The organism is Chryseobacterium sp. YR221 (genome assembly GCF_900176315.1).
GTDB classification, from domain to species: Bacteria; Bacteroidota; Bacteroidia; order Flavobacteriales; family Weeksellaceae; genus Chryseobacterium; species Chryseobacterium rhizosphaerae.
The window spans coordinates 162,756-177,400 of the sequence record NZ_FWXM01000007.1 but is presented as its reverse complement, the minus strand read 5'-3'; the positions used below and the strand labels follow the sequence as shown (position 1 = coordinate 177,400).

Sequence of the window (14,645 nt, the reverse complement as noted above, 5' to 3'; positions counted from 1 at the left end):
AGATGGAAGGGAATCTAGAACGCTACCAGTGTCAGATGGCTTTACCCGGATTTGGCAGCTCTGCACAGCATCTTCTTACAAACGCCAGGGTGCTCATCGTAGGAATGGGAGGTCTTGGCTGTCCGTGTGCACAATACCTCACCTCTTCCGGTATAGGAACAATAGGTATTGCGGACGATGATACGGTTTCTCTAAGCAATCTGCACCGGCAGATTTTATATACTCCGGATGATATCGGATTGTTTAAAGTGGATGTGGCAGCAGAACGGTTACAGCAACAAAATCCATCTGTACAAATCATTCCGTTCAGACTTCGGGTGACTTCTGAAAACGTAATGGATCTGATTTCAGAATTTGACCTGATTATTGAAGGTACAGATAATTTTGAAACAAAATATATATTGAATGATGCCTGTGTACTGGCAGGAAAAGCATTGGTATACGGTGCAATTTATCAATATGAGGGCCAGGTCAGCCTATGGAATGTTTTACAGAAAGACGGAAGCTATTCCACCCATTATCGTGATGTATTTCCCAATGTTGAAGAATCTCAGATTCCTAACTGTCAGGAAGGTGGCGTAACACCTCCACTGGCGGGAATCGTTGGCTGCATGCAGGCCAATGAAGCTATTAAATATCTTACAGGTTCCGAAGATATATTAGCCGGCAAATTGTGGATGATCAATATGATGAGTGGAAAAACACAAATTATAAAGCTGAGAAAATCCTCTGTTCAAATTACAGATCTTCCCCAGACTGTTCCCACACTTACCTTCGAAGAATTTAAAGAAAATCAAGAACATTTTGAACTTATCGATGTACGTGATGATCATGAACATCAGAATTTCAATATTGGCGGAAAGAACATTCCTCTGGATGAATTAGAAAATCATTTTGATGAAATTTCCGGTTTTTCCCACCAGGTATTAGTCTACTGCATGTCCGGAAAACGCAGCAAGGAAGCAGCCCGGAAAATTAAAAAGGCTTTTCCCGCAAAAGAGGTGTTTTCTTTACAGGATGGTATTTATAAAATGTATCCCTAAAATCCTTGAGGTGGGTTTTAAAATGTCCGAAAATATTTAATCGATAATATTCTGTGAAGATTTCTGCACCACAGGAATGGTTTCTCCGGCCATTTCATGAATGGTAGCATTGATCATTTCGCACATACTATTCAATGCCAGATCATTAGCCTCTGTACCAAAAGGTTCTTCAATTTCATCTGCTATGGCTTCAAATGCGACAAATGTATACGCTACGAATACAACGATCAGGGGCATAAACCAGCCTAAAGTATCTACTAATCCAAAAGGCAGCAGAGAACAATAGATATACACTGTACGATGAAGCAGAACACGGTAACTGTAGGGTATCGGCGTGGAAACAATCCGTTCACAACCTCCTACAATATCTGAAAGTTTATCCAGATTCTCATCAAAACGCGCCTGCTGAATAGAGTCGATCCGACCGCCCTCTTTTGCTTCCCGGACCCAGTCTGCCATTAATTTCATAATAACTGCAGGTTTATATTTCGAAGCAAGTACAGTTTCCCGTTTTTTTCCGTCCAGTCTGTCCTTTAAATCTTCATAAGGATCTGTTCCCCTGAGTTGATGTTTTAGGGCAAAAACAAAAGAACTGAGCAGGTCGATAAATTCGGTGACTGATGTATCATTTTTTGTATTCCCAAGAGTCAGTACCTGGCGTGTCAGTGACCGTGAAGTGTTCAGTAAAGCTCCCCACAATTTGCGTCCTTCCCAGAACCTTTCATAGCTTACGTTATTACGGAATCCCAAAAAAAGAGCAAGTACAAAACCAAATAAAGTAAGCGGTGCGGGATTAAGCGGAATCTTAAAGGAAAAAACAATTCCACGAAAGTAAACCACTCCCAAAGAAAATACAAAAAGAAGCAACAAACGCGGCAACAGAGCCGGTAATACAGATCCATGCCAAACAAAAAGCATTTTAAACCAGTGCTCTTTTTTCCTAATAATCATATTTTCTTTGTCATTATTTGTTACAATTACTTTTTAATATGCCCCACAATCAAGGCTTCTACCTGATAAGAACTCCGGGCCGGTTTTTTTTCACCTTCGGCAATAATACGGAGCGGACCTTTTTCCTTCAATAATGGGTTACCGTCTATGGTATCTGCTACAATCACATTTTTATCTGCAATCGACGGATCCAGCTCTGCCAAAGAGAATAAAACCTGATATCCGTCGGTACATTGTACCAGCAGGTATTTGGAAAGGTTTTCACCGTGTAATTCTTTACCGGAAGGAACCCCGGCTTTGGCAAGAATATCCAGAACAGAAACTCCTGTATACACATGAACATTTCCTTCTTTATCTTTTAATTTAGCTTCCTTTCTGGGCATTTTTACAAGATCAGATAAGGAAAGCTCCAGCGGCTGTGATACCTCCCCGCTTACTTTTAGTTTAAATTGCGACTGGGCAGATACCATGCCCGCAATCAAAAACAGGGCGAATATCCATATTTTGCCTAAATATAGAGATTTCTGATTTATACTCATCGTTTATTTTTTATTACGGTCTTTGAATAGCCCCCTGATAAAGCATCTGATCTACTTTTTTGTATACTTCGGGGTCATGTTTCATAATTTTGATTTTCACATATTTTGATGCGGGCATATTACTTTCCTTGACAACATTATTGACGGATACCAGGACATTCGTTTCCGGAAAATACGTAACGGTATTTTTTTCCGGAATCTGATAAGAAACAATGATAAACAGTGGTGCTACACGCTCTATCCCGTCATCATAATTGTAAAGGTCTACCCGATCTCCGGCTTTAAAACCTGCTTTATCAATATCATTCTGATTCATAAATATTACCCTGCGCTCATTTTTAATCCCGCGGTAGCGATCATCCAATCCATAGATTGTTGTATTGAACTGGTCATGAGTTCTGGTGGTTGCCATCATATATTCATCTGCAGCAAGCGTATTATCCGGTACTTCTGTCAAGGTAAAAGGGGCACGCCCTCCCAGTTCTTTCGAGAATTCCTGTTTATCCCGTGCAGCATTCGGAAGATAAAAGCCTCCTTTCTGGCGGACACGGACATTATAATTTTCAAAACCCGGGATACACTGCTCGATATCATCCCGTACGGCATCGTAGCTGTCATGATAACGCTGCCAGCTGACCACAGATCTTTCTCCTAAAGTAGCCATTGCCATACGGCAGACAATCTGAGTTTCATTGATCAGATTATTGGATACGGCATCCAGTATTCCCTTTGAATCCTGAACTACCCCCATAGAGTTTTCGGTTGTTACGATCTGTAGTTTACCATTCACAATATCTTTATCACTACGGCCATAGGTCGGCAGGATAAGTGCTTCTTTTCCATGAACCAGATGTCCCCGGTTAAGTTTGGTAGAAACAGAGACCAGAAGGTTAAGTTTTCTGAGGGCATGGGCTGTATAAGTGGTATCAGGTGTTGCCGAAAGGAAGTTTCCTCCCATGCAGAACATGACCTTTATTTTTTCTTCATGTATGGCTTTAATTGCTCTTACGACATCATAGCCGTGCTTGCGTGGCATTTTGAAACCATAAAACTTTTCGAGACGGTCAAGTTGTTCATCTGTAGGTTTTTCGTCAATCATCATGGTCCTGTTTCCCTGAACATTACTGTGCCCCCGAACAGGACAGACCCCAGCTCCAGGTATGCCTATACTCCCTTTTAGCAAAAGAATATTGAGAATTTCACGGATCATATCCACTCCATTGGGCTGTTGGGTAAGCCCCATTCCCCAGCTGAAAATAATTCTTTTTTTAGATGCTATTGTTACTGCAGCCTCATAGATTAATTCTTTCGAAACTCCCGAAAGGGAAGCCAGCTCATCTAGTTTATAATGATCAAACTGTCTGATAAAATCCTCATATCCTACTGTTTTTTCTGTAATAAAATTTTCATCAAACACAGAGCCCGGATTTTCCTTTTCAAATTCGATCAACAAAAGTTCCAGCGCCTTTAAAAGAGCCATATCACCGTTGATCTTAACGGGCAGATAGAGATCAGCCAGCTGTACTCCGCCATTAAGAATATCTTTAACACTCTGTGGATTGGTAAAGCCCATAAGACCTGCTTCCGGCAATGGATTTATGGCTATAATCTTAGCTCCATTCTTTTTTCCTTTTGAAAGAGCACTCATCATTCTGGGAGCATTGGTTCCCGGATTCTGTCCGATAATAACAATGACTTCGGCCTCGTAAAAATCCTCCAAAGTCACTGTACCTTTACCAATTCCAATGGTAGGACGCAGTGCTGATCCCGAAGTTTCATGGCACATATTGGAGCAGTCGGGCATATTATTGGTTCCGAATTCCTTTGCAAACAGCTGATAAACAAAAGATGCTTCATTACTCGTTCTTCCGGAGGTATAAAAGGCTGCTTCATCCGGAGATTCCAGTGCATTGAGATGTCCTGCTATTTTTTTAAAAGCCTCATCCCAGCTTATCGGTTGGTAATGAGTAGCTCCTTCCGGCAAGTACATGGGATCCGTAAGTCTTCCCATCTTGCCGATCTCGTAGTCGTCCAGTTTTGCCAGATCAAATACAGAATTTTCTTTAAAGAATTCCGGGGTAACTCTTTTGGTTGTCGCTTCTTCTGCGAGAGCCTTAGCCCCATTTTCACAATATTCACCAAGAACCGAACGTTCATCATCCGGATCCGGCCAGGCGCAGCTGGGGCAGTCAAAACCACCCATCTGATTCATTTTAAATAAAGCCCTCATCCCTCGAATAGGGGCTTTTTCTTCAAATAAATCACTAAAAGCAGCTAATACTGCAGGAATTCCGGCAGCTGATTTTTCAACATGTGTAAGTTTTAGATCAAGTAATCTGTAAGGATTTTCTGCCTGAGGCTCATTCTTAATTTCCTTTTCTATTTTATTGTTATCATGTTCTTCCATCGCCTTTTATTTTTTTGGGTTAGCATTTCATATTTGGATTCGGATAATTATCACTCTGATCCTCTATGGTATTATCAAGGCATACAAAGTCTTTTTCTATCAGGAGCTGAACTTTTCCGCTCAATCCGTCGAAACCCACCCTATCTGTAGTAGCCAGTTCTTCTACCATAAAACCTGGAATTTTCATTACAATTCTATGCTCTACAAATGCAGCTGACAGCTGTTGTTCATCTGTTTTTTCAACAGTATATATAAATGGGTTGTCTATAAATTGTGTGGTGCTGGAGATTATTCCATTTTTGTGCAATTCCGTAACCTCCGATTGGGTAATTCGGAATCTCACGGAATTATCTTTTATTCTTATTTTCATATCAAATTTTTAATTTCAAAATTAGTCCCCGAGTGATAGATATTAAATCTGTTGTCCCGAAGGAACCCAAGTAAAGTGATATCAAACTCTTTTGCCAGATCTACTGCGAGACTGGAGGGAGCTCCTATTGCTGCAATAACCGGAATACCTGCCATTGCCGCTTTCTGAACCAGTTCAAAACTTGCCCTTCCACTTAACACTAAAATTTTATTTTTCAATGGCAGCTGGTCAGTGAACACAGCATATCCTATCAATTTATCCAGTGCATTATGCCTTCCTACATCTTCCCGCACGGCAAGAAGATTACCTTCCAGATCAAAAATGCCTGAAGCATGTATTCCCCCTGTGGCACTGAAGTTATCCTGAAAAGATTTTAGTTTCTCTGATAATTGATAGATGGTTTCCAGATTGAGGATAATTTTTTCTTTTTCCAGTTTATGGAAAGCACTTACGGTGCGTATTGATTCGATGGATCCTTTTCCACAAACTCCACAACTGGAGGTGGTATAGAAATTCCTGTCAGTTTTCATCAGCTGTGGAACAAATCCTTCTGCAAGTTCAACGATGATCACATTTTCACTGGTTCTGGAACATGCCTCCTGAGCATGCTGTACATTTCTGATCTGCTTTGGGTCTTCAATAATCCCTTCCGTATATAGAAAACCGGCTGCCAATTCCCTGTCATTTCCGGGAGTTCTCATGGTAACGGATAGGTTTTTCGTCTCCCTGTAGGATTCTGATCCGAATGAAATCCTGATTTCCAATGGTTCTTCCACTGAAATATCATCCGTATAGGGAAAACTTGTGTTATCCTTAACTTTGATAATCTCTATCTTCTGTACTGAATTATATTTCAAAGTATTGATTTTCATCTAACAAGAAGTATTATAGTAAATATACGAAATTTTATTCCTTACCATTACGGATGTGCAGAAACCCATTCATCTCCATCTTCAAAAATTTCTTTTTTCCAGATCGGAACTTTTTGTTTTAGGGTATCAATGATATACCGGCAGGCATCAAAAACTGCCTCACGATGTCCGTCATTGACAACAATGATCACTGCCGCATCACCGGGATATAGTATCCCTATGCGATGGTGAACCACTATATTGCGAACGGAAAACAGAGCAGCAGCTGCGTCGGCTATCTTTTGCATTTCCTTAATCGCCATAGTTTGATAACATTCAAACTCCAGGCGGACAACAGGCTTTTCTTTGGTCCTGTTACGAACGGTTCCTATAAAAGTGGCTGTTCCTCCGCTGCCCAGATCATGGGCAACCTCTAAACAGTCAGCTATATTCAGTGCCTGGTCGGTTATTTTTATATCAATCATACTTTTTATCCACCGCTTACGGGAGGGATCACTGCTATTTCGTTAGTACCTGTTATGATGCGGTCATCATCCGCATATTCTTCATCCACAGCAATAAAATAAGATTTCAGTTTTCTCAGCTGTGGAAAACGGTCTTCCAGAATATCTTTTAGCTGTCCGACATTCAAGTCTTCTGTGGTTTCTATTTCCATGTCCGGTGTTCCAAAAATATCTTTTGCTATTCCGAACGCCAATATATTAAGTTTCATTTTTAAGTGGGGTTTACCAGTATTTTATTAAAACATTTATTCCCGCTACCAGAACAAGCACAGCTGTCACTCTTTTTATAACTAAGGGGTTCCATTTGAGAGACATTCTGGAACCTATCTGTCCACCGATAAAAACGGCCAGACATAAACTCAGAATTCTAAAGAAGTCCATATCTACGGATAGTTTTGTGAGCTGTCCGAAAATTCCTGATATGGAATTAACCAATATAAAAAAACTGGAGGTGGCAGCAATTTTTCTTGGGGTATCCCACTTCAGCAGATTAAGCAGTGGGGAAAGAAAGATTCCTCCTCCTATACCTACCAAACCAGAAAGAAACCCGATTCCGCCTCCCAAAAAGCCATTCCGAATGACGGATGCCTGTGAATCCTGTGATATTTCAGCGTTATTCTTTGCATCTGTTTTTATCCATAACAATATGGCTGCTATAATCAGGGTGATCCCCAGGATCAGAAAAAAAGTTTCCTGACTGATCTTCAGTATGGCACCCAGATAGGCCATGGGTACACTCACAAGGGTAATGGGCAGTATTTTCCGCCAATCGGTCTGTTTATTTTTAATATAAATGTAAACTCCTCCCGTAACGACAATCACGTTGCATATAAGAGCTATCAGGCGTATCTCCTGATATGGAAGACCATACATTGCCAAAACAGCAAGATAACTTGACCCTCCTCCAAATCCTACTGATGAATAAACAAACGCTATCACCAGAAAGAACAAGATGATTTCCCAATGTCCCATAAAGTGTATCAATTATTGATCTTACAATAATACTGATTTTTACTCCTTGTTTTATGGCTTCTGATCAAAGACTATGCAGTAATTTGTGAAAAAAATATCACAAACTGTTTATTTAAAAAAAATACGGGTGCATCCACCCATTTTAATGCCTTTATTTTTTCCCAATTCTGGAACTTCCATGTCTTATTTAAAATTGGCTTTTCATTTTGAAGTTAGGCTTTTAATCTATAGATTTAGCGCTGCTAATATCCACTTGCTTTAAACCGTAAAGCTGAGTGGTCAATAAAACCATGATATCAAATTAAACAGCTATGACAAAAATAAAATGGTCTCTATTCATTATTACCATTATTACTGTATTTGCAAGTAGTCATTTACCCGGACAAATACCCTCTAAAGAAATCGATGCGCTGATTGCCAACTCGATGGAAAAATTCAATGTTGCAGGAGTCGCTGTAGCTATTGTAAAGGATGGAAAAATAGTTCACAAAAAAGGTTATGGGGTAAAATCTATAGATACAAAACTGCTTATTGATGAGCATACCAACTTTGAAATTGCATCTAACAGTAAAGCATTTACAACTGCTGCTTTATCAATTTTAGTAGATGAAGGAAAACTCTCCTGGAATGATAATGTCAAAAAATACATTCCGGAATTTAAAATGTATAACGACTATGTGACGGAAAATTTTACCATAGAAGATCTGTTATGTCACCGTAGCGGACTAGGTTTAGGAGCAGGTGATTTAATGATGTTTCCGGATGGTACAGACTTCACTATCAACGACGTGATAAAATCTTTCCAGTATTTCACACCTGTTTCAGGTTTCCGAACCCAGTTTAACTATGATAATCAATTGTATTTGGTGGCCGGTGAAATTATTGCAAGAATAAGTGGAATGACCTGGGAAACCTTTATCCAGAAGCGTATTTTGGAACCATTACAAATGCAGAATTCTCTCAGCTCTATAGCCCAGGTAAAGGATTTCAGTATGATGGCTTCACCACATTCCTCAGAATCAGGTACTATAAAAAAAATATCTTTATACGGACCAATGGTTAATGGTGCTGCCGGAGGAATAGTCTCCAACGTTGATGATATGTCTAAATGGATGCTTGTTCAGCTCAACCATGGTAAATATGGTTCCCATTTAGACAAACAGCTTTTTACTAAAGAAAGACAACATGAGATGTGGACGATCCATACCGTTGATCAAATAAATCCTAATCCAAGATACAATCAACACTTCAATGGATATGGTTTAGGCTGGAATTTATCAGATGTGAAGGGGAATCTCAGTGTTTCACACACGGGAGGCTTACCCGGAATGCTTTCTATCGTTACCATGATCCCTGATTTAAATTTAGGCATTGTTATTTTGACCAATACGGAAAATGGCGGCGCCGGTGTTTTCTCCTCTGTGAGCCAAACGATTATTGACAGCTATTTAGGGCTCAACGATTTCGGTTGGGTAGATAAGTATGCTGCTTATTTTGAGTCACAAAAAAAATCCGGAGATGAGGTTACTAAAAAAGTTTGGGAGACCGTAAGCAAAGCAAAAAATACGACAATAAAGAACGAAGATTTAATCGGATTGTATGAGGATAAATGGTTTGGAAAAATTGAGATTTTCCTAAAAGGAAGTCAATTGTGGTTCAAGTCTTATCGGTCACCAAAACTAAATGGACCTATGAGTTTTTATAAAGCCAATACTTTTGCAATTAAATGGGATTATAAAGATATGAACTGCGATGCATTGGCCCTGTTTAACTTAGATGAAGAAGGAAAAGCTCAAAATATAAAAATGAAGGGCATCTCTCCCAATATAGATTTTAGCTTCGACTTTCAGGATCTGAATTTCGAAAAAGTAAAAAAATAACAGATATACTGCTTATAAAATAATAATTCAAATCTAAAAAAAGCGGTAATCAAGCAATAGGGCTTATCTCCCAAAAATAGGATAAATATAAAATAAGGTGAGTTTAGCAACTCACCTTATTTTATTCTGGTCCAACTGGGCAGACATTTACATTAGTTTAATGACTGATTGGTATGCTGAATAAAATCATTCCACTGTTTATTCAGGTGGGCAACGGCAACCTTTTTTTCATTATCATTCATAGAAGAATAAGTAATGGAATTGAAAACCAATTTTTTCAGGGCTTTCACATCCAGCTCCCAATAGACAAAAGCAACCCAGAAATCATAGCTGAGTCCTTCATATCCATATACCGACGGATCATCACTGTTTATGGAACACTGTACTCCATTACTTAATAACACTCTTGCCGGATGATTCCTCAAGTCACTGACGTATCCTAAAATCTGGTTACTGATTGGGCTTACCTCAACCAGTTTATTCTGTTTTTTGATCAGCTCCATTGTCTTCGGAAAATAGATCAGGTTTAAACCGTGACCAATTCTTCGGTTATTCAACAATGAAGTATCAAAAACATTTTTATTAAAGACCGAATTACTTTCACCGGCATGGAGGAAAAGAGGCATTTCTACGCCATATTTTTTACTAAGTCCGTCCAATGCGGTCCAGTTTTTCTCAAAGAAAGAAATACTATGGCCTGCCGCTTCATCTGCAACAAGATCAAAACCGGAAATCATATCCGGAAATTCTTTTTTAAGTTCAAAAGCTGTTTCAAGCTGCTTTTCAATACTTTGAGGATCTAAAAACTTAAAACTTGAATAAATGAGCTTCAGGCTGAACTGAGGGTCTGATTTCTGTACTTCTTTAACGATATCCTGCAGGTCGGTAATCGATTTCTTTACAGGGTATTTTCCATGTTGGAAATCATAAAGTTCTTCAAAAACATATCGGATTTCCACATGCTGTACTTTATCTTTCGCCAGATCCTGGAAGCCTTTCAGATAATATTCTTTAAAGAAAGGACGGTAAGGCAACAGCAGATTGATGCGTTGAAAACGTTTTTCAAACTCAATCCAATAGTTGGTATAGGTACATAATTTATCCCGCTTCAGAGTGAGAAGCTCCAATAACTCTTTTTCAAAATGAGGATCCGAAAGAAGTTTTTTATCAAGACTGACGAATCCTTGGGGAACTTTCCCATTTTCAAAAAAAGCCAGCTGACCTACAATAAACTTATCATTATCTTTTTGGTCATAGACATAACATTCTTTATACTTTCTTGCCGCTGCAATCACCCATTTCATATCGGTAACTCCTCCACTGTGGGTATGCAGCAGACCACCTTTAGGCATCGTTTGAAAAACTTTATACAGCTTACTGTCTTCTATCAACGGTTTTAATTCGTTAAAAGAGCTGTTATATAAAGGGATCTTCTGTTTCTCTGTTTCGTTAAGGAATTGTTTTCGTAGTTCAAATAATTTTTTATCCAATGTAAGTTCAGCATCAGATAAGTGTATATCGGCATCAAAAGCCAGTGCTTTATTATCTTTTTCTAACAACATCCAGTTCTGCTCATAGGTGGATTTTTCAACCACCTTAGTTTGGCATCCGAACAAAGGAAATCCAAAAAGCAGGATATAAGTAGAATATTTTCTCATCATAATAGTAAGGGTTCACGTTACACAATTGATCACGAATATCAATTGTACAAATAAAATCATCATCAAAAATATAATTAATTTTACAAAAATACTCTCAATACCTCCTAAAAATGGGCTTAATTTTTATACCGACTCTTTTCATATCATCATTTCTTTTATGGTAATCATCGATATTTCAAGCTTTCATAGATCAATGGATTCTTTTAAAAATGCTGATCAAAATTTAATGCTTAGATTTATTCAATGAACATTTTTACAAAAAAAATAATAGGGGTACGCTCTTTCTCCATCCTGATATGTAGTGTATTAGGGTCGGCAGCCTTTTCGCAAACAAAATCCTACACTCCGGTTTCCCAGGAACTCTATCATACCATTATGGAAAGGGACAGCACACTTTTCAGTGCTGCCAACAGTGGAGATATTGACAAACTCAAAACCTTTTTCACCAAAGACCTTGAATTTTTCCATGATACCGGTGGATTGGCTGGATACGAAGAAACCGTTGATAATTTCCGAAGGGTTGCTAAAAACTATGCCTACACCAGGAGAGTACTTGTGCCGGGTACCGTAGAAGTATATCCTGTTAAAGATTACGGAGCTATTCAATCAGGAACACATCAGTTTTGTCGTCTGGAAAATGGAGTTTTAACCCATTGTGGAACGTTCAAATTTGTTCATATCTGGAAGCATACTGATGAAGGCTGGATGATCTCAAGAGTGGTAAGCTATGGACATTAAAGTATTTCCATTTTATTCTTCCATTAGACCCAACATATCCTGATTCCTTTATACAAACATCCTATCCTGAGCTTTTAATCCTCATCTCATTTAATGAAAAGAATTTCTGAATTTTAGCGGCGAAAGATTCGTTTTATTTTTAAACAGTTTTGTAAAAGACTGGGGATGCTCAAAACCTAAATCGTAAGCAATCTCACTTATGGATTCATCTGTTGTAGAGAGTTTTTCTTTCGCTTTTTCAATCAATTTATCCTGAATCAGTTGCTGTGTACTTTGCCCTGTAAGCGTGGTAAGCATCCGGCTCAGGTAATTGGGAGAAATATTCAGCTTTTGGGCGATATACTGCACGGTGGGTAATCCTTTTGAAACCGGGGCATTATCATTGAAATATTCATTCAACACCTCCTCCAGGCGATTAAGAACGTGATGGTTGGTAATTTTTCTGGTTATAAACTGACGTTCATAAAACCTTTCGGAATAATTGAGCAGGGTTTCTATATGTGAAATAATAATATTTTGACTGAACTTATCAAGAGTAGCCCGATATTCCTGTTCAATATTTTCTATAATTTCATTGATGGTTTTTTCCTCTTTTTTGGAAAGAAATAAAGCTTCATGTACTGAATAGTCAAAAAAATCATATTGCCTGATCTCTTTTGCCAGAGGGGTATTCCAAAGGAAATCAGGATGAATCAGCAGCATCCACCCGGATTGCTTTTCCTGAAGAGCGGGTTCAGTTTCAATCCGGAAGACCTGGTTGGGAGAAATAAAAAACATGGTGCCTTCATCAAAATCATATTCCTGCTGTCCATATTTCAATTGACCATTGATTCCTATTTTAAGAGAAATCATATAAAAATCAAATACCCAGTTGGCCTCACCAATATCTTCAGGCCGGATAACGGTACTATAATCAACCACACTCACCAGGGGATGTTCGGGATGAGGCAAACCTCTTGACCGGTGAAATTCAGTAATGGTTTTTATTCTTTTTGTAATCCGCTGTTCCATAAGGATAAAGTTACTAATTTGTGGTGATTTGCAGCAACATTGCAGTCTCAACCTTATCAATCATGTATTGAGACTGCCGGTGATGCGCTATGTACTATTCATTTTGATAGGCAGCAGCAAATTCTTTAGCAAAATCTGCCAGCTTTATTTTTCCTAAAACAGGTTTCTGTTGATAATAATCTTCGTATAATATACCACTCCCCTGTGCTGCCTGGGTTTCTACAAAACCTCTTGCCACCTGCTCATTGAATCCGATATTCACCCAATGATTGAATAATTCCTCATCCGGAATGATTTGCCATTGTAAATCCGGCTTAGCAATAGCCTCTCCCAAAGCTTTCGCAATTTCATTGGGAGATACCTCATCGCTGGCTACGTAACGAACACTTCTTCCTTCAAAGGGTTTTTCAATTTCTTCTGCAATAGTTTCTGCAATATCCAATGGGGAAACCCAGGGTTCTTTTTTATCGCCTCCCCAGTTGGAAACAATCGCTCCTTTGTTTCTGATGCCGGTAATCATGGAAAACAGATTGAAGTAAATACCCACCGGGCGAATAAATTTAATAGAAATAGCCTCCGCCAATTCTCTGAGTATCTGCTCTACATCATAATGAAAAACAATGATACCTGTTCCTTTGTCGGTATGTGCGCCAATACTGCTGAGATGTATGATTTTTTGAACACCGGATCGTTCAACAGCTTTTTTGTAGTTGTGCCCTATCCTACTGATCTCACCAATGAAATCAATACTCTTATCAAATAGATCTCCCACGGCCTCCATAGTTTCCATTAAATAAACAATATCTGCCCCTTCAAATGTTTTGGTCAGAAAATCTACATCAAACATATTTCCTACAGCAGCTTTTGCTCCCAGCATCTCAATAGCGGATACTCTTTCTGTAGTACTGGTGATAACGGTTACCGAATGTCCTTTTTGTACGAGCTCTTCTGTAAGTGGTTTTCCAATGTTCCCGATGGAACCTGTTAAAACAATATTCATTTTTATCTATTTTTTGTTGATGTAAAATTCTGAATACCGCTTAAAACAGACTTCGCTCAATCTCACTTCTTCTTAGCCAAAAACAAACTCATCTCATTCCCATAAAATAAACAAAAAGTCTACAAAAACAATAGACTTTTATTATTAAGATTTATTCACACCATATAAGAAGCTTAATAGAGACTTTATCTCGCATTTCAACGAAATAAATAACTTACTGATTTAAAATATATTACATTTAAAATCCATACTTCAAATACTTAAATCCTTATTACCCTACTAAATTAGTAGACTTATATGATATATCTCATATCCCCTATTGATAAGGGTTTACAAATAATTAAATAATTTTGACACAGTTAAAAAAAATAAACTTTATTCTCATGAATAAAAATTACTCCGATACTTACCTGTTCACCATCGTCGATAGGATGCCTGCCCAACATAACCGCAGTGCATATCTATGTCTTTCACAGCACGAACATACTTCTCAAAATATGTGTTTTGAATTTTCGATGTGTACAATGATGATGTCATAACTTCACATACACAATCTGATACTGTAGGGCCTTTTATTTCAAGGCCTAACTAACCCTGTACCCATTATAAGCTTTTCACTGAAACCTCCCCAAAAAGGGAGGCCGGGACTTCTTATTCCTTAACTGGAAGTACAGGCCGTCATATCCTACGATTTTAAA

Annotated in this window: 14 protein-coding genes; 3 read left to right on the top strand and 11 right to left on the bottom strand. The window is 38.5% G+C overall.

Features of this window, described 5'->3' with window-relative positions:
- Nucleotides 1-2: 2 nt before the first annotated feature.
- A complete protein-coding gene (locus tag B8967_RS19520) occupies nt 3-1,043 on the top strand; it encodes a HesA/MoeB/ThiF family protein (RefSeq protein ID WP_084087360.1) in 1,041 nt (346 codons plus the stop codon).
- Between the two features lie 36 nt (nt 1,044-1,079).
- Here the strand turns inward: B8967_RS19520 and B8967_RS19515 are convergent, their stop codons facing one another.
- The 8 genes from B8967_RS19515 to B8967_RS19480 are packed head-to-tail and all read right to left on the bottom strand — an operon-like array spanning nt 1,080 to nt 7,657.
- Nucleotides 1,080-1,994 (bottom strand): bestrophin family protein, encoded by a 915-nt coding sequence (locus tag B8967_RS19515; RefSeq protein WP_084087358.1) that lies wholly within the window; start codon nt 1,992-1,994, stop codon nt 1,080-1,082.
- A gap of 26 nt (nt 1,995-2,020) precedes the next feature.
- The gene (locus tag B8967_RS19510) at nt 2,021-2,533 is read right to left on the bottom strand and encodes a molybdopterin-dependent oxidoreductase (RefSeq protein WP_228406260.1); all 513 of its coding nucleotides are present in this window, start codon (nt 2,531-2,533) and stop codon (nt 2,021-2,023) included.
- Nucleotides 2,534-2,546: 13 nt separating this feature from the next.
- The gene (locus B8967_RS19505) at nt 2,547-4,940 is read right to left on the bottom strand and encodes an FdhF/YdeP family oxidoreductase (RefSeq protein WP_084087355.1); all 2,394 of its coding nucleotides are present in this window, start codon (nt 4,938-4,940) and stop codon (nt 2,547-2,549) included.
- A 19-nt stretch (nt 4,941-4,959) separates the two neighbouring features.
- Complete coding sequence (locus B8967_RS19500; RefSeq protein ID WP_084087353.1) at nt 4,960-5,310, bottom strand: DUF7009 family protein; 351 nt, start codon at nt 5,308-5,310, stop codon at nt 4,960-4,962.
- Nucleotides 5,307-6,182: a formate dehydrogenase accessory sulfurtransferase FdhD gene (gene fdhD, locus B8967_RS19495; protein ID WP_084087352.1), complete on the bottom strand. Its 876-nt coding sequence runs from the start codon at nt 6,180-6,182 to the stop codon at nt 5,307-5,309. The genes B8967_RS19500 and fdhD overlap by 4 nt, the downstream gene beginning before the upstream one ends.
- A gap of 47 nt (nt 6,183-6,229) precedes the next feature.
- Entirely contained in the window at nt 6,230-6,646 is a 417-nt protein-coding gene (locus B8967_RS19490) for a molybdenum cofactor biosynthesis protein MoaE (RefSeq protein WP_084087350.1), read from the bottom strand.
- Nucleotides 6,647-6,651: 5 nt separating this feature from the next.
- Nucleotides 6,652-6,894 (bottom strand): MoaD/ThiS family protein, encoded by a 243-nt coding sequence (locus B8967_RS19485; protein ID WP_084087348.1) that lies wholly within the window; start codon nt 6,892-6,894, stop codon nt 6,652-6,654.
- 13 nt (nt 6,895-6,907) lie between these two features.
- Nucleotides 6,908-7,657 carry a sulfite exporter TauE/SafE family protein gene (locus B8967_RS19480; RefSeq protein ID WP_084087346.1) on the bottom strand — a complete coding sequence of 250 codons (750 nt, stop codon included), beginning with the start codon at nt 7,655-7,657 and terminating at the stop codon, nt 6,908-6,910.
- 311 nt (nt 7,658-7,968) lie between these two features.
- Here B8967_RS19480 and B8967_RS19475 point away from each other — a divergent pair, with 311 nt between their 5' ends.
- Nucleotides 7,969-9,537: a serine hydrolase gene (locus tag B8967_RS19475; RefSeq protein ID WP_084087344.1), complete on the top strand. Its 1,569-nt coding sequence runs from the start codon at nt 7,969-7,971 to the stop codon at nt 9,535-9,537.
- A 152-nt stretch (nt 9,538-9,689) separates the two neighbouring features.
- On the opposite strand, the gene B8967_RS19470 is transcribed toward B8967_RS19475, so the two are convergent.
- The gene (locus tag B8967_RS19470) at nt 9,690-11,198 is read right to left on the bottom strand and encodes an amidohydrolase family protein (protein ID WP_084087343.1); all 1,509 of its coding nucleotides are present in this window, start codon (nt 11,196-11,198) and stop codon (nt 9,690-9,692) included.
- Between the two features lie 243 nt (nt 11,199-11,441).
- On the opposite strand from B8967_RS19470, the gene B8967_RS19460 reads away from it, so the two are divergent.
- The gene (locus B8967_RS19460) at nt 11,442-11,936 is read left to right on the top strand and encodes a nuclear transport factor 2 family protein (protein ID WP_084087339.1); all 495 of its coding nucleotides are present in this window, start codon (nt 11,442-11,444) and stop codon (nt 11,934-11,936) included.
- Nucleotides 11,937-12,026: 90 nt separating this feature from the next.
- On the opposite strand, the gene B8967_RS19455 is transcribed toward B8967_RS19460, so the two are convergent.
- The gene (locus B8967_RS19455; RefSeq protein ID WP_084087337.1) at nt 12,027-12,947 is read right to left on the bottom strand and encodes an AraC family transcriptional regulator; all 921 of its coding nucleotides are present in this window, start codon (nt 12,945-12,947) and stop codon (nt 12,027-12,029) included.
- A gap of 94 nt (nt 12,948-13,041) precedes the next feature.
- A complete protein-coding gene (locus B8967_RS19450) occupies nt 13,042-13,947 on the bottom strand; it encodes an SDR family oxidoreductase (RefSeq protein ID WP_084087335.1) in 906 nt (301 codons plus the stop codon).
- Nucleotides 13,948-14,645 lie beyond the last annotated feature (698 nt).